9 protein-coding genes and 1 pseudogene are annotated in these 15899 nt (G+C 70.6%); 5 read left to right on the forward strand and 5 right to left on the reverse strand.

The window, feature by feature from the left end:
• Positions 1-7: 7 nt before the first annotated feature.
• On the reverse strand, positions 8-1324 hold the full coding sequence (locus TNCT6_RS03585) for a sugar ABC transporter substrate-binding protein (protein WP_141356482.1): 1317 nt from the start codon (positions 1322-1324) through the stop codon (positions 8-10).
• 1027 nt (positions 1325-2351) lie between these two features.
• Here TNCT6_RS03585 and ctaD point away from each other — a divergent pair.
• From ctaD to TNCT6_RS03600, 3 genes and pseudogenes are all read left to right on the forward strand, one after another.
• Entirely contained in the window at positions 2352-4073 is a 1722-nt protein-coding gene (gene ctaD / locus TNCT6_RS03590) for a cytochrome c oxidase subunit I (protein WP_373996145.1), read from the forward strand.
• Between the two features lie 3 nt (positions 4074-4076).
• Positions 4077-4637: a hypothetical protein gene (locus TNCT6_RS03595; RefSeq protein WP_141356484.1), complete on the forward strand. Its 561-nt coding sequence runs from the start codon at positions 4077-4079 to the stop codon at positions 4635-4637.
• 633 nt (positions 4638-5270) lie between these two features.
• Positions 5271-6470, forward strand: a pseudogene (locus TNCT6_RS03600) (glycoside hydrolase family 10 protein); the annotation flags it as partial.
• A 400-nt stretch (positions 6471-6870) separates the two neighbouring features.
• Here the strand turns inward: TNCT6_RS03600 and TNCT6_RS03605 are convergent.
• From TNCT6_RS03605 to TNCT6_RS03615, 3 genes are all read right to left on the reverse strand, one after another.
• Complete coding sequence (locus tag TNCT6_RS03605) at positions 6871-8475, reverse strand: PASTA domain-containing protein (protein WP_172632794.1); 1605 nt, start codon at positions 8473-8475, stop codon at positions 6871-6873.
• 494 nt (positions 8476-8969) lie between these two features.
• Positions 8970-9674, reverse strand: a complete 705-nt coding sequence (locus TNCT6_RS03610) for a response regulator transcription factor (RefSeq protein ID WP_141356488.1) — start codon at positions 9672-9674, stop codon at positions 8970-8972.
• Complete coding sequence (locus TNCT6_RS03615) at positions 9671-10585, reverse strand: sensor histidine kinase (RefSeq protein WP_216372763.1); 915 nt, start codon at positions 10583-10585, stop codon at positions 9671-9673. The genes TNCT6_RS03610 and TNCT6_RS03615 overlap by 4 nt, the downstream gene beginning before the upstream one ends.
• 109 nt (positions 10586-10694) lie before the next feature.
• On the opposite strand from TNCT6_RS03615, the gene TNCT6_RS03620 reads away from it, so the two are divergent.
• Positions 10695-11402, forward strand: a complete 708-nt coding sequence (locus TNCT6_RS03620; protein WP_141356490.1) for an ABC transporter ATP-binding protein — start codon at positions 10695-10697, stop codon at positions 11400-11402.
• On the forward strand, positions 11399-13708 hold the full coding sequence (locus TNCT6_RS03625; protein ID WP_141356492.1) for an FtsX-like permease family protein: 2310 nt from the start codon (positions 11399-11401) through the stop codon (positions 13706-13708). Before TNCT6_RS03620 ends, TNCT6_RS03625 begins: the two co-directional genes overlap by 4 nt.
• Before the next feature lie 244 nt (positions 13709-13952).
• Here TNCT6_RS03625 and TNCT6_RS03630 read toward each other — a convergent pair whose 3' ends face one another.
• Complete coding sequence (locus TNCT6_RS03630) at positions 13953-15524, reverse strand: alpha-L-arabinofuranosidase B (RefSeq protein WP_141356494.1); 1572 nt, start codon at positions 15522-15524, stop codon at positions 13953-13955.
• Positions 15525-15899: the final 375 nt, after the last annotated feature.

The following is a 15899-nucleotide window of genomic DNA, read 5'->3' on the forward strand; positions in this document are numbered from 1 at the left end:
TCCGCGCTCACTTCGCCGGCATCTGCTGCTGGGCCTTGAGCAGCTTGGCCTTCACCGAGGCCGTGGTGACCGCGCGCCCGGCGGCGGCGTCGGCGAACAGTTCCTTGACGGCCGTGCCGACGGCCGTCTCGAACTGGGACTCGTCGGCGACCTGCGGCAGCGCGGCGGCGCTCGTGGCGAGGGTTTCCTTCAGCACGGCGTTGGCCGGGGTGTTGAAGGCGGCGTCCGACTGGGCGGCCCCGACCGGCGGGATGGTGCTGTAGGCCGTGTTGAGGATCTTCTGCTCCTCGTCACTGGTCATGAACTTCACGAAGTTCGTGGCGCCGTCGAGGTTGTGGCTGTTCTTGAAGACGGCGATGTTGATGCCGGCCACCATCGAGTTCACCTGCGTGCCGGTGCCGGGGGTGCCGGACTGCACCGGGACCGGGGCGATGCCGTAGGCGTCCTCGCTCATGCCCTGGGACTTGAGGTTGGCGGAGGCGGACTGCCACAGCAGCATCGCCGTCCGGCCCTTGGCGAAGTCGCTGACCGACTGGTTCTGCGCGTACTCGGCGTTGCCCTGCGGGATGACCTTGTCCTTGGCCATCAGGTCGACGTACTGCTTGACCGCCGTGACCGCGCCGTCGCTCGTGAAGTCGGGCTTGCCGTCCGCGGTGAAGAAGTCGGCGCCGTGCTGCTTGGCGAAGACGAAGACGTGGTGGATGTTCTCCGAGACGTTGGCGCCCTCGGCGCCGATGACCTGCTTGCCCTTGGCCTGGATCTTCTTGCCGTCGGCGACGAGTTCGTCCCAGGTGGCCGGCGGCTTGGCGATGCCCGCGTCGGCGAAGATCTGCTTGTTGTAGTAGAGCGCGTACGCCATCGAGTACAGCGGTACGGCGGCCGGGTCCTGTCCCTGGGCACCAGTCGAGCCGAGCGCGGAGTCGACGAAGCGGTCCTTGCCTCCGATCTTGTCGAAGTTCTTGGCGTCCCAGGGCAGCAGCCCCCCGGTGGCCTGGAGGGAGGCGCTCCAGGTGTTGCCGATGTTGAGGACGTCGGGGCCCTGGCCGGAGGTGGTCGCGGTGAGGATCCGGTTCAGCAGGTCCGACCAGGGCACGACCTCCAGCTTCACCTTGATGCCCGTCTGCTTCTCGAACTTGTCGAGTTCGGGCTGGAGGACCTTCTTGTCGATCTCGATGCTGGCGCCCTGGTTGGAGGCCCAGTACGTGAGCGTCTTCGGCGAGTCGCTGGACCCGCCGCCCGTCGACGAACCGCCTCCGCAGGCCGAGACGGCTAGGGCGAGAGACATGGTGACGGCGCCTACGGCCGCGGCTCGGATACTGCGCATGGCTCCTGGTGTCCCTTTCCGGGAGTCGAGAACCGCGAGGAGTCCTCCGGACGCCGACACCGCTCGCGTTCCCATGTCCCGTGCTCGTTCTCGTGCGATCGGGTGGGGTTCGCTCGGTTCGACTTCCGAAGGCGCCTCAGGGCTTAATTTAGGACGTGAGTTAAACCTCCGGGCGGGGCGTCGTCAAGGGATCCGGCAAGGGTGAATCGGCGGTCGGCGGCGCCGGAGACGGCACCTTCGGCCCGATACGACCGGCACGCGCCGCCTGACCTGCGACAGGAGGGCGGGGAAGTCGCAGTACAACGGTTGGGTCTCGACGCACGGCGCGGACGGCTCAGCGGGACGTCATGGCATCTCGACTACGTGGAGAGCGACTTGACGTCGCGTCACTTCCTGCTTTCTCCTGCTGCCTCCCGCCGGCCGAACTCGGCCGCACCTCTTGACGCTTCATTCACTCGCGTGAAGCATTCATGGCCAAGAGAGCGCTCTCGACCCTCGCACCGTTCATTTCCTGAACAGGAGGGGCGGCCGCTCCATGCCCCTCCCCCGCACTCCCATGGCCGGGCGGTGCGGTGACGGGCCGGCCGCTCGCGGTGTGCGGGGACGGGCCGGCCCCTGGCGAGGCACGGGGAGGGGCAGGCCCCTGGCGAGGCGCGGGAAGGGGCAGGCCCCTGGCGAGGCATGGGGAGAGACCGGCGTTGGGGTCCCGGAACGCCGCCGGGGCCAAGCAGGGCTTTTGGGCCCTATCCGCATCCCCGTGCAGGGACTGTTCGGCCCTATCGGCACCCCGTACCCCTCCGGCGATCATGAGGCGGCGGCCGGGAGGGTCGGGTCCGTTCCTCAACCGGAGCACCTCCGGGCTCGTCGTTGTGTCGATGAACCAAGCAGATGCGGAGGGCACCGTCCGGTGGACGAGGTGCGCATACAACAGGCGGCGGCAGCGCGGCCGGAAGCCCCGGAAGACGGGGACGAGGCCACGCCGGCTCCCGGTACCACGGTGGCGGACAAGGACGCGGCCCGTGGCCCAGTGACAGGAGGGCAGGCGGCCCAGATCCCAGGGCACGGCGCCGTGCGGCCCTCGTGGGTGGAGTGGCTGACCACCACCGACCACAAGAAGATCGGGACGCTGTATCTCGTCACCGCCTTCGCGTTCTTCGTCCTCGGTGGCGTGATGGCGCTGGTGATGCGCGCCGAACTCGCCCGCCCCGGACTGCAGATCATGTCGAACGAGCAGTTCAACCAGGCGTTCACGATGCATGGCTCGATCATGCTGCTGATGTTCGCGATGCCGCTCTTCACCGGCTTCGCGAACTGGATCATGCCGCTGCAGATCGGGGCGCCCGACGTCGCCTTCCCGCGGCTGAACATGCTCGCCTACTGGCTGTTCCTGTTCGGCTCCCTCATCGCCGCCGGCGGTTTCCTCACCCCTCAGGGCGCCGCCGACTTCGGCTGGTTCCTGTACGCGCCGCTGTCGGACGCGGTGCACTCGCCGGGCATCGGGTCCGACATGTGGATCATGGGTGTGGCGCTGTCCGGCTTCGGCAGCATCCTCGGCTCGGTCAACTTCATCACCACGATCATCTGCATGCGCGCGCCCGGCATGACCATGTTCCGCATGCCGATCTTCACCTGGAACGTGCTGCTGACCGCGCTCCTCGTGCTGCTCGTCTTCCCCGTGCTCGCGGCGGCGCTGTTCGCCCTGGAGATGGACCGCAAGTTCGGCAGCCACATCTTCGACTCGGCCAACGGCGGGGCACTGCTGTGGCAGCACCTGTTCTGGTTCTTCGGCCATCCCGAGGTGTACATCCTGGCGTTGCCGTTCTTCGGCATCGTCAGTGAGGTCATCCCGGTCTTCGCCCGCAAGCCGATGTTCGGCTACATGGGCCTGATCGGCGCCACCATCTCCATCGCGGGCCTGTCGCTGACCGTGTGGGCACACCACATGTACGTCACCGGCGGCGTACTGCTGCCCTTCTTCTCCTTCATGACGTTCCTGATCGCGGTCCCGACCGGGGTGAAGTTCTTCAACTGGATCGGCACCATGTGGAAGGGCTCGCTGAGCTTCGAGACACCGATGCTGTGGACGGTGGGCTTCCTGATCACGTTCCTCTTCGGCGGTCTCACCGGAGTGATCCTGGCCTCCCCGCCGCTGGACTTCCATCTGTCCGACTCGTACTTCGTGGTGGCGCACTTCCACTACACGATCTTCGGCACGGTGGTGTACGCGATGTTCGCCGGATTCCACTTCTGGTGGCCGAAGTTCACGGGCAAGATGCTCGACGAACGGCTCGGCAAGATCACGTTCTGGACCCTCACGGTGGGTTTCCACCTCACGTTCCTGGTCCAGCACTGGCTGGGCGTCGAGGGCATGCCGCGCCGGTACGCCGACTACCTCGCGGCCGACGGCTTCACCACACTCAACACCCTTTCCTCGATCGGGTCGTTCGTGCTCGGCCTGTCGCTGCTGCCGTTCTTCTACAACGTCTGGAAGACCGCCAAGTACGGCAAGCGGGTCGGCGTCGACGACCCGTGGGGCTACGGCCGCTCCCTGGAGTGGGCGACCTCCTGCCCGCCGCCGCGGCACAACTTCACCTCCCTGCCCCGGATTCGGACCGAGTCCCCGGCGTTCGACCTGCACCACCCGGAGATCTCCGGGGTCACGGGTGTCACCGGGTTCGGCGGGGCCGCCGGTGTCGCCGGGGCTGCCAGGGACGCAGGGCGGGCCGAGGTGGAAGAGGCGGCGAGGTAGGCCGTGCCACACGCCGTCGCCGCCCTGGGAGCCGCGGCGCTCACCACCGCGGGCTCCGTCTGGTACGTGCCGGCCCTCGCCGACCTGCGGGCCGGCGCGGACCGGCCCGAGTCCCGGCGCATCGCCGCCGCGGCCTGCGTGACCGGCTGGGCCGGCACGGGCGCCCTCGCCGTGCTGCTGCTCGTCGCCGAGGCATGGTGGACGCCGGTCGCCGCGGCCGTCGCCGGCGCCACCGTCGCCACCGCCCTGCGCCTGCACGCCGCCGCCCGGCACAGACGCGAGGCCCGCGAGATGGCCCACCACTGGACACATCTGGGCCACGTCCCACCCCCGCCCGGCCCGTCCCGCTCCCGGAACGTCGTCGCCGGCGTCCTCGGCTGCGGCCTGGTCGCGGCGGTGACCGTGGCAGCCCTGCACGCCCTCTCCGGCCCGGCCGACGACCCCCGCTGGCTGACGGCCGCGGCCCCCGCCGCCGTCATGGGTGTGTTCCTCACCGCGGCGGCCGGGTACGCCCACGCGACGCGCCCCGCCACGGCCGGCGTGCGGGAACCGCGACGGCGCTAGTGCTGTGACCGGAAGGGTTCACCGGCTCGCGGCGCCCGGCACGGCACTCCCCCAGCCTTCGGCCGGGGGTACCCCCACGCCGCGTTGTCGCATCACCCGAGTACATCCAGTACGCGGGCAATGCTCCGCCTCGCGATGCTCCCCCACTGCCTGAAGGGCGTGGGAGGTGCCCCCAGCACCGGACGCCGCGAGCTTCCCGGCAAACCTTCCCGGCCACAGCACTAGCAAGGCGGACGGGCCTTGGTCGGAGCCCGTCAGGTCGGTTCGTCATGAAGGACCGTGTACGGAGGGAGGCCCCCGGGCGCTGCACCGCTCCTGTTCGCGGTGCAGCGGTTCGCCCAGCCGGGGAGGGACCGGCTGCCCTGTAGTCGAGCAGGCTCCCGACGGCGGAATCGGGCAGCGCGACAGGACGCTGAACCCAACTCCGCGTCGATGTAAGTTTCTTACATCGAACGCTAGCGATTTGGTAACTATTTTCACCCCGCTCGTTGACCAGGCACGGCGCGCTGGGAACGGTGATCCGATCAAGCCGCTCCCGTCTCTCTTCAAGGAGTCCGCGTGACCGACACCGCGAACCACGGCTCGGCCGCACGTCGCCCCACGCGCCGCGTGCTGCTGCGGGCCGCAGGACTGATGGCCGGCCTGGCCGCCACGGGGTTGCCCGTCCCCGCTGCTGCGGCTGCCGCCGCCGACGGCACCCCGACCGCGTACCGCGACCGCGAGCTGCGTGGCGAGTGGATCGCCACCGTCGCCAACATCGACTGGCCCTCGCGGACCGGACTGAGCCCCGCCGCACAGCAGGCGGAGTTCGTCGCGCTGCTCGACCACGCCGCATCGATCGGGCTCAACGCGATATTCGCGCAGGTCCGCCCGGCGGCCGACGCCTTCTGGCCGTCACGCTACGAGCCGTGGTCGCAGTACCTGACCGGCACTCAGGGCCAGGATCCCGGCTACGACCCGCTGGGCTTCATGGTCGAGGCCGCGCACGACCGCGGGCTGGCCCTGCACGCGTGGTTCAATCCGTACCGCATCTCGCTGCAGTCCGACGTCACCAAGCTCGTGCCCGGCCACCCGGCGCGGCTGCACCCGGAATGGGTCGTCTCCTACGGCGGCCAGCTGTACTACAACCCAGGCATCCCGGCCGCCCGCGCCTTCGTCGAGAACGCCATCATGGACGCGGTGGAGCGCTACGAGATCGACGGCGTCCACTTCGACGACTACTTCTACCCCTACCCGGTGGGCGGCCAGGACTTCCCCGACGACGACGCCTTCGCCGCGTTCGGCACGGGCTTCACCGACCGGGCGGCCTGGCGCCGGCACAACGTGGACCTGCTGGTGCAGGAGGTGCGCGACCGAGTGCGCGAGGTCCGTCCCGAGGCGGCGTTCGGCATCAGCCCCTTCGGCATCTGGCGCAACGCGTCGAGCGACCCGCGGGGCTCGGCCACCAACGGCACCCAGTCCTACGACGCGCTCAACGCCGACAGCCTGGGCTGGGTGCGCAAGGGCTGGGTGGACTACATCGCCCCGCAGCTGTACTGGAACATCGGTCTTGCGGTGGCCGACTACGCCGCCCTCGCTCCGTGGTGGGCGCAGGCGGTCCGCGGCACCGACGTGCAGCTGTGGATCGGTCAGGCCGTGTACAAGGTCGGCGACCCCGCCCAGCCGGCCGCCTGGCAGGACCCCGCCGAGCTCTCCCGGCACCTGACGACGGACCGGGGGCTGCCGGAGATCAACGGCGAGATCCTGTTCAGCGCCACGGACGTGACCGCCGACCCGATCGGCGCGGTCACCCGGCTGACCGCCGACCACTGGCAGCGACCCGCGCTGCCACCGGTCCTGCCGAGACTCGCCCGCGGGCCCGCACCACTGCCCCCGCTCGCGTCGGCGGCCCGGACGGCCGACGGCGGGATCCGGATCGAGGTGCGCTCCCGCGGCAACCACGTCCCCGCGCTGTACGCACTACGGCAGCACACCGCCGCCGACGACGGCCTCGTGGCCGTACTCACGGGCGCCCGCCACGCCGAGTGGACCGTCCCGGCAGCCCCGGAGGGCGCCAAGTACACGGTCACGTCGGTGGACCGCGCGAACCGAGAGAGCTCCCCGATCAGCGTTCGGCTGCCTCGCGGTTGACACGGCATCACCACCCGCGGCCCGGTCCTGCCGCTCAGGGCCGGGCCGGGCTGCGGGAGGGGCCGGTCCCTGGGCCCCGCGGCTCCTTCCACTGTCCCTGCTGTCAGCCGGAGTTGTATCCCCATCGAGCCTTGCCGTCCTTGCCCATGAAGCACTTTGCGGGTCGCCCGTCGGCGGTCGTCGCAGTGGCACCGACAGGAGAGCAGTACTGCCCGAACCCGATACCGGTCTGACCTCCGCTTCCACCCGTGCCACCGCTGGTACTACCGCCCGAGCCGCCGGAGGACCCGCCGCTGGTGGTGCCGCCGCCGGGGACACCACCGCTGCCGGCCGAGCCCCCACTTGTGCGGCCACCACCTGTGGTGCCGCCGCCCGAGGCGGTTCCGTACGAGGGCTGGGGGCGCGGCTCGGGCTTCGGCTTTGGTTCAGGCTTCGGCTTTGGTTGAGGCTTCGGCTCCGAGCTGGGTTCGGTACAGGGGGCGCCGAGGCCGATCAGCCACAGGTCGATCTGTGTCCCGGTCTGGACCTCGGTGTCGGGCTCCGGGTGCTGACGGCACACCCGCCAGTCGGCCAGGTCCTGCGGCTCCTCGTCCAGACGCTTGGCGTTATGGGCGTGGAAGTTGACTGTGCGATCGAAGCCGAGGGCGCTCAAGGTACGGGAGGCATGGTCGAACCGTTCACCGACGAGGTCCGGCATGACGATCCGGCGGGGGCCGTGCAGCCAGGTCGGGCACGCCTCCTCCTCCGGGACCGCGTACAGGGTCAGCATCCCGATCGACGGACGGACTGCCTCACCTTGGGATGGGCTCTGGAAGCAGACCTGCCAGCCGGTCGCGGTGGGATTCACCGGCCGCTGAGAAGAAGAGGCGTCGGCTGCCGACACGGTCTGCCACGGCTGAAGGCGGGCCTTCGCAGCCGCTGCAGTAAGAGAGATCCCGTTGAAGTCGGAAACGAGCAGGGCGTGTTCTGCGGGCGCTTGGGCCACGGCCTCCTCCCCGCTGGACCCCGGGTAGAGGCCGGCGGAGAGCACTCCGGCCGCAGCTACGGCCACGAGGACCGGGTGCCTGCGTATCCAGGTGGAAAACCGCGTCCCGCGACCAGGGCGCAAAGGGGAGTCGGGAGGCAGGACTTCACCCACGGCCTCGAGGAGTTCTCCCTTCGGGTCGAGCTTTGAGCCGTGCAGCTTGTGCGGCTTTCCGTCGGCAAGGACCTCGGCAGAGTTCAACATGCCGTATGTACGCCGGAGGATGCGCAAGGGCACGGGGACGCGGGTCGCTCTGGGCGCCAGGAGATTCCGGAGAAGGATGAGGCCGTTCCTGGTGAGCACGGCATAGCCCCAGCCGTTGTGGTAGACGGCCCGGACGACTTCCTCGGACCCGAGCTCTTCCAGTAGCACCTTCTTGAAGTCATGGGGCAGAGTGATGTTTTCGCCGGCGGCGGCCCTGGCCGTGCGCCAGTCCTCGGCCAGTGGATCGGGCACTCGCTTTCCGGCCCGCTCGATGAGTTCTCCGGACGCGTCGAGCTGCGAGCCCCAGAGGCCGATACGCCGTCCGTTCACAGACACGTCCACGCGCCGCTTGGCGCCGTGCGCGGGGCTCAGAATCGCCAGAGGCCTCGGAACCCGCGTGGGAGCGTCTCCGCTCAGAAGGATGAGGGCGTCCACGGTCAGCGCGGCGTACCCCATCCCTGCCCGATAGAGGGCCAGCACCGTCTCCCCGGCCCGGAGGGTACGAAGCAGGGCCTCCGCCTTGCTGGTCGGCAGCGCGACACGTTCATGGGCCGCCACGGCCGCGGTGCGCGAGTCGTTCCGCAGTCGGCGCTGCGCGGAAGTTTCGGACATAGGCGGATGTTAACGGCCGTCAATCCGTGCCCGGACACCGGTACGGGTTACTCCAAGATGCCCATGACCTGCACCGACTTCCCGAGGTCATCCGGCTCGTCGGCGGCACGCGTCCTCGGCCACGCCGGTCGCTGCCGCGAGCAGCGGCCGCGAGACCTGTGTCTCCAGTGGCCGGCGCTTCCGCTACGGCGGGCCACCCGACCACGGGAGCCGCGCCGGGAGCAGCGGTGCCGCAGGTCCGGGATGCCTTCGCCGACCTCCAAGCCACCTACGGCGACGGCTGCACCACCCCCGGGACGCGGAGGAGCCAGGTTGCGAACCTGCTCATGTCCGCATGGCGAGGTGGCGAGCCGTTGGTCCGGTCATGGACCCGAGGGTCTGCTCGCCCCGAAGTCCCCGGGTCGCACCAGCCCCGTCTCATACGCAAGCACCACCGCCTGCGCCCGGTCCCGGAGGGACAGCTTGGCGAAGATGCGGGCCACGTGGGACTTCACCGTGGCTTCGCTCAGGGTCAGTTCGGTGGCCAGTTCGGCGTTGGAGAGGCCGCGGGCCAGCAGGGTCAGGACTTCCAGTTCGCGGGGGGTCAGGGTGGCCAGGTCGGTGTGCACGGTGGGTGTGCGGGCGGGCTCCGAGGCGAAGCGTTCGACCAGCCGGCGGGTGATGGACGGGGCCAGCAGGGCGTCGCCGGTGTCGACGAGGCGTACGGCCGCCGCCAGGTGTTCCGGGGTGACGTCCTTCAGCAGGAAGCCGCTGGCCCCGACGGACAGCGCGGTGTAGACGTAGCGGTCCAGGTCGAAGGTGGTCAGGATGAGGACCCGGCAGTCGGGAAGTCGTTCCAGGATGCGGCGGGTGGCTTCGAGGCCGTCCATGTTCGGCATGCGGATGTCCATCAGGACGACGTCCGGTCTGAGTTCACTCGCTGCCGCCAGCGCTTCCTCGCCGTCTGCCGCCTCCCCCACGACCTCGATGCCGCGGGCGGTCAGGATCAGCCGGAAGCCGGTTCTGATGAGCGTCTGGTCGTCGGCGATGAGGACGCGCGGCGCGGGCCCCGCGGTGGTCGTCGTCATGGGCGGTCCAGGGGGATGCGTGCCCTCACCCGGTAGCCGCCGCCGAGTCGGCGCCGGGCGTCCAGGTCTCCTCCGTACACCGCGACCCGCTCCCGCAGACCGAGAAGTCCACGGCCCGTGCCGTCCCCATGTCGTGGGGCGGCCGGTGCCGAGGCGGGCTGCGCGGGCGCGGTGCCGGTCAGCACGCTCGGGCCGGTGTTCAGGACCTCCACCCGCAGGGCGTGGTCCGCGTACCGCACGGTCACCTCGGCCTTGCCGCGGTCGCCGTGCTTGAGCGCGTTGGTCAGGGCCTCCTGGACGATGCGGTAGGCGGTCACGTCGACGCCCTCGGGCAGCGGGCGCGGCTCGCCGGAGATCCGTACCTCCACGGGCAGTCCGGCGAACGAGATCCGGTCCACGAGCGGGCCGAGCCGGTCGAGGCCGGGCTGCGGCGCCGGTCCCGCGGCCCCGCGGTCGCCTCCCGCGCCCGCGACCAGGTCCTCGTAGTCCGTGTCCTCGCCGCTCTGTGACGGCGCCAGCAGGCCCAGCAGATGCCGCAGGTCGGTCATCGCGCCGCGCCCCGCGTCCTCCACTGCCCTCAGGGCCGCCGCGGCCTCGTCCGGCATGGTGCCCAGCACCTCCCTCGCGGCCCCGGCCTGAACCACCATGAGGCTGACGTTGTGGCTGACGATGTCGTGCAACTCACGGGCGATACGGTCACGTTCGGCCGCAACCGCGGTACGGGCGGCGCTCGCCCGCTCCCGCTCCAGCAGCCAGCCGCGTTCCCCCACGACGGTCCGCCACCCGCGCCTCGTGCGCACCAGCGCCACCGCCAGCCATCCGGCGGCCGCGCACGTCACGCCCAGCGCCGCCATCAGGGCGTCCGGCTCCCACTCCCACACGGAGGCCACCTTCGCAGAACGGCGTCCCATCCGCATCAGCCTGCGGATCCATGGGCCTGCATCCGGAGGATGAGGTGCGGGTCGGAGTGCCATCCAGGGGGCGATGCCGACGCGCCTGTCTTCGCCTAGCGTCCGGTTCATGGTCACTGAGGACAGCAGCGGAGAGGCCGTCGTACGGCTCGACGGTGTGCGCAAGGAGTACGGCGGGACGACGGCGCTGGACGGGGTGTCGCTCGAGATCCGGGCCGGGGAGGCGGTCGCGGTGATGGGACCCTCGGGGTGCGGCAAGTCCACCCTGCTCAACATGATTTCGGGCCTGGACCGGCCGACGGGCGGCACGGTCCTCGTGCACGGGGAGAACGTCGGGGAGCTGAGCGAGAAGGGGCTGGCCCTGTACCGGCGGCGGCGGATCGGCATGGTCTTCCAGTTCTTCAACCTCATCGACGACCTGTCCGCCTTGGACAACGTCGCCCTGGCCGCGCAGCTGACCGGCACCCCGGCCCGGCAGGCCCGCCGCCGCGCGCTGGAACTCTTCGAGGAACTCGGCATCGCCGACCGCCGGAACGCCTATCCCGCCGTGCTCAGCGGTGGTGAAAGGCAACGCGTCGCCGTGGCCCGGGCGTTGATGAACCGCCCCGCCCTGCTACTGGCCGACGAGCCGACCGGCGCCCTGGACAGCCGCTCCGGCGAGCAGGTGATGGACCTGCTGCTCGACCTCAACCAGATCGGCCAGACGCTGATCCTGGTCACGCACGACGAGCACCTCGCGCGGCGCTGCGCCAGCCGGCTGGTCCTCCTCGCCGACGGCCGGGTGGCGGGCGAGCACGCCCTGGAGCCGTCCGCATGAGGGCGGTGTGGCGGGCCGCGCAGGCGGCCGTACGGCGGCGCAGGCTGCAGACGTTCGTCATCTGGCTGGTCACGTTGACCTCGACCGGGGCGATCGTGGTCGCGCTCGGCCTGGTCGACGCGGCCTCCGCCCCGTTCGACAAGGGGTTCGCCCAGCAGCATGGCCCGCACGTCGTCGCCGCGTTCGATCCCGCCAAGGTCTCGGACGCGCAGTTGGCGCAAGCGGCTCGCCGGCCCGGGGTCGAGGCCGCCGCCGGGCCCTTCGCGCAGGCCGTGCTCGACCTCCCGAGGGACGGCGCGCACGGCCTTCCCGGCGCGGTCACGGTCGTGGGCCGTCCCGGTCCCGGGGGCCCGGTGGACCGGGTGGACCTGTGGGCGGGCCGCTGGGCCACCCGGCCCGGTGAGATCGTCGTGAACCGGCAGTCGGACTGGACGCCCCACGACCTCGGCGAGCGGATCAAGGTGCCCTCGGGGCCGACCCTCACCATCGTCGGGTTCGGCTTCGACATGAGCCGCACCGCGGACGCCTGGGTCGCGCCCGATCAGATGCCTGCCCTGCACCCGACAGCCACCCAGATGCTGTTCCGCTTCACGGACGCGTCCTCGGAGAGCCGGCTCCGCGCGGCCCTGTCCGCGCTGACCGCGGAGCTGCCCAAGGACGCGCTCACCGCCTCACAGTCGTATCTCACGCTCAAAAGCCAGGTGGGAAGTTCGGCGCGGGCCTACGCCCCGTATCTGATGGCGTTCGGCGTTCTGGGCATCGTGGTGGCGGTGCTCATCGTCGGCAACGTGGTGAGCGGCGCGGTGATCTCCGGCTTCCGGCACATCGGCGTCCTCAAGGCGCTGGGATTCACGCCGGGACAGGTCGTCGCCGTCTACCTCACGATGGTCTCCGTCCCCGCGGTCGCGGGCTGCGTGGTCGGCACCGTCGTCGGCAACCTACTGGCGCGTCCCCTCCTGCAGTTCGTGTTCATGGGACCGGACGCTGGGGTGTTCCACAACAGCGTCGGCATCGCGCCCTGGGTGAACGTGCTCGCGCTGCTCGGCATGCCCGCCGTCTGCGTGCTCGCCGCGCTCATTCCGGCGGCGCGTGCGCACCGGCTGTCCGCGGCGCGGGCGATCAGCGCGGGTAGCGCCCCGCGCGCCGGACGGGCTCTGGGCATCCAGCGCCGGCTGGCGGGCAGCAGGCTGCCGCGGTCGGTGAGCCTGGGGGTGGGCCTGCCGTTCGCCCGGCCCGGCCGCAGCGGCCTCACGCTCGCCGCCGTGGTCCTCGGGGTGGCCACCGTGACGTTCGCGACCGGCCTGGGAACGACGATGACCAGGTTCGGGGACGCGGGCCGGGACGCCTACCAGGTCTCCGTGTACGCGAGCAGGGTCAGCCACGGCAAGGTGATCGGGCCGGAGCATGGGGACCTCGCGCTCCAGTCGCTGCTGCGCGCGCTGCCCGGTGCGAGCGGTATCACCGCGAGGGGGGTCGCGGAGGCCCGTATCGCCGGCTCGGTGCGGCCGGTGATGCTCGAGGGACGCCGCGGTGACCGGCCGCAGTCGGACACCGTGCTCGTCGAGGGCCGGTGGACGCGCGGTACCGGCGAGGTCGTGGCCACCTCGGCCTTTCTGCACCGGCACGGCCTGCGGGTCGGTGACCGTCTCGTCCTGGAGAAGGGCGACCGCCGGGAGAAGGTGGTCGTCGTCGGCGAGTCCATGGACCCCAACGGTCAGTTGGTCTTCACCGACTGGCCGACGCTGACGGCGCTGTCCCCGGGCGAGAAGCCCATCGCGTACCTGGTCGCGTTGCGCGGCGACGCGGACCCGGCCGCCTACGCGCGCGCGGCCAGGGCCGTCGACCCCGGCATCGACCCGGTGCCGCAAGGCCCGAACACCGTCACCCAGACCATCGTCGGCTCCGCGGCACTGCTCACCGCGATGCTCGCCGTGGTGGCCTCCCTCGGCGTCCTCAACACGGTGGTCCTCAACACCCGCGACCGCCGCCGCGACCTGGGCACGCTGAAGTCGATCGGCATGACGCCGCGTCAGGTGATCGTGATGGTGGTGACATCGATGGCGCTGCTCGGCGCGGTCGGCTCACTGCTCGGTGTCCCGCTGGGCATCGCGGGCTACGACCTGGTGGTGCCGCGGATGGCGGACGCCGTGGACATCGTCCTGCCCGCCTTCATGACGGACGTCTGGCGGACCGGCACCCTGGCTCTCGTGGCCCTGTCGGGCGTCGCGATCGCGGTCCTGGGCGCGTACGTCCCGGCACGGGGCGCGGCACGGCTCACGGTCGCGGAGGCGCTGCGCAACGAGTGAGGCCGCGGCAGTGAGTTGAGCCGGGTACGCCGGACCTCGCCGAGCCGGCAGCCGCGGGCCCCGGCGGCGTCCCCGTCGGGGCCCGCGCATGACTGCGTCCTTCCTGGTACCGCTGGTCCCAGGAAGAGGGGACGCCTGGCTGCGCGGGCGGGCGGGACGGATCCCCCGCGACGCTGCCCGGCACAGGCGGCCGTGCCACCGGGTCGGGTGGCACGGCCGTGGTGCGGGTGGTGCGGGGTGGGTGTCAGGCCCAGGGGGAGGCCACGGCCCAGCTGGTGTCGTCGGCCCAGAGCGCGGTGTTGTCCCAGGTGTGGGAGCCGCCGTGGCTCGCGATGTAGGCGTCTTGGCTGTAATGGCGTACGAAGTCGCTGGGGTAGTTGGCGGACCGGAGCGAGACGCCCTGGCCGTTGTGGCTTGCCTGGGGGCAGAACGTGGCGTCCGGCCGGAACAGTGCGCTGCCGTCGTCGCCGGCGATGCGCAGCCGGAAGTCGTAGTGCCGCAGGTACTGGCCCGGTTTGTCGGCGGACTCGAAGGAGACGCAGGAGGCGTCACCCAGGCCCGCGCGCACGATCCAGGTGGCGGCGGCCTTGTCGGCGGACGCGCTGGAGGAGGAGACCGTCGCGATGGAGGCGTTGCTGTCGGCGCTGTTGTGCCGGAGGTACTGGGTGGTGCAGCAGGAAGTGGTGGCCCGCAGCGAGACCCGCGAGCCCGCGGTCAGGCCGCTCGTCGCGGCGGACGTCGCGTAGCCGGCCGCGTTGATGTTGGCCTGTACGGCGTTCTCGGTGGCGTCCGAGGGGTAACCGGACGTCATGACACCCTCGTAGAAGGTGCCGGCGGAACTGTTGCTGTTGTCGCCGCCGATGCCGAGGATGATGGCCCCTTCCTTGTGCATCGGGTTGTAGCCCGAGACGTTGGGGCGCGGTCCGCTGTAGTAGGTGGACAGGCCGCCGGACTGTACGTTGCCGCCCCGGATCGCCCACTGGTTCGGCCCGCCCTTGACGACGGCGGTGAGGAACCGGTGACTGACACTGGGGTCGTTCGCGTTGTAGCCGCGGTTGACCCCGGAGAACAGGCCGTTCTCGAGGTCGGCCATGATCCAGGGGCCGTTTCCGCTGCCGTAGCCCCAGGACTTGCTGTTGCCGAAGTAGATGGTCTCCATGTGGCCGTTGCCGGTGTCTCGGCTGTTGGTCTCGGCGTTGCCGTAGTCGAAACAGCAGCCGCCGTTGTAGTGACTGCCGTCGAGGATCGCGTACATGCCTTCCGGCTGGTCTCCGGTCGCGATGCCGTTGGTGTTGTTGTTGCGGTAGCCGGTGCCGGGGGCGATGAAGACGCCGTATGCCTTGTGACCGCCCACGGTGACCGGTGCGGCGGATGCTTCCGCCAGGTTGTCGTACCCGCCCGCGGCCGGGCCCGAGAACCCTCCGGGCGGTGCCTGGGTGAGGTGGTTTCCGCGGCCGGACTGGTCTTGGATGACGGTGATGAGGCAGCTCGTTCCCGCGCAGAACGAGTCCTGCGCGGCAGCGTCGGCGTAACCGCCCGCGCTGAGCACACCGATGTCCCGGGTGGCGCCGTCGGAGGCGCGTTTGACCTGGTAGAGGCGGCCGTTGTACGCGGAGTACAGTGCGCGGGTCGTGCTGTGAGCGGCCACGCAGGGCGTGCCGCCGGAGGCGTACAGGTCACAGGGGAGTGTGCCGGCGGCTGCGGCGCTGCTGCCGGCGGAGGCCCGACCGCCGAGCATGGCCGTGGCCATGGCCAGCACGAGCGCCAGCAGAGCTAGCGGTCTGACCCGCCTGGAGCGGGTCGGTGTCACAGACATGAGTGGCCTCCTGGGATGGGGGGCGGCGGCGTCCCACCGCCGGGGCCGGACGGACTCAGCAAAGGCATGAACATGTCATTTCTGAGGACGTCCGGAGCGGATCGAAGACTGCTGCCGTGCGCGTCCGGAGCTGTCAGAACGGCGACCAGATTTGACGGTATTTCGAACAACGGTCGCAGTTACGGACAAGCATTGATGATAGGAAGCCGTCGAAGAGTGTCAACATCTCTCACATGTCCGATATTTCGACCACCGAAATCGGAGGTCAGAGAGGTGAGGAGCGAGCGCGGCGTTGACCACCTCGCTGATGCGGCCGCCCTGCCCAGCTACCTCGTTCCCCCGCGCCCCGACCGCCGTCCGGCCGCGTTGTCAGTG

The organism is Streptomyces sp. 6-11-2, from assembly GCF_006540305.1.
In the GTDB taxonomy this organism is placed as follows: domain Bacteria; phylum Actinomycetota; class Actinomycetes; order Streptomycetales; family Streptomycetaceae; genus Streptomyces.

Bases quoted from the DNA above. Each gene is read 5' to 3' on its own strand.
- TNCT6_RS03610 (WP_141356488.1), bottom strand. From the start codon at position 9,674: ATGACGACGACCACCGCGGGGCCCGCGCCGCGCGTCCTCATCGCCGAC.
- TNCT6_RS03630 (WP_141356494.1), bottom strand. From the start codon at position 15,524: ATGTCTGTGACACCGACCCGCTCCAGGCGGGTCAGACCGCTAGCTCTG.
- TNCT6_RS03620 (WP_141356490.1), top strand. From the start codon at position 10,695: ATGGTCACTGAGGACAGCAGCGGAGAGGCCGTCGTACGGCTCGACGGT.
- TNCT6_RS03625 (WP_141356492.1), top strand. From the start codon at position 11,399: ATGAGGGCGGTGTGGCGGGCCGCGCAGGCGGCCGTACGGCGGCGCAGG.
- TNCT6_RS03615 (WP_216372763.1), bottom strand. From the start codon at position 10,585: ATGGGACGCCGTTCTGCGAAGGTGGCCTCCGTGTGGGAGTGGGAGCCG.
- TNCT6_RS03585 (WP_141356482.1), bottom strand. From the start codon at position 1,324: ATGCGCAGTATCCGAGCCGCGGCCGTAGGCGCCGTCACCATGTCTCTC.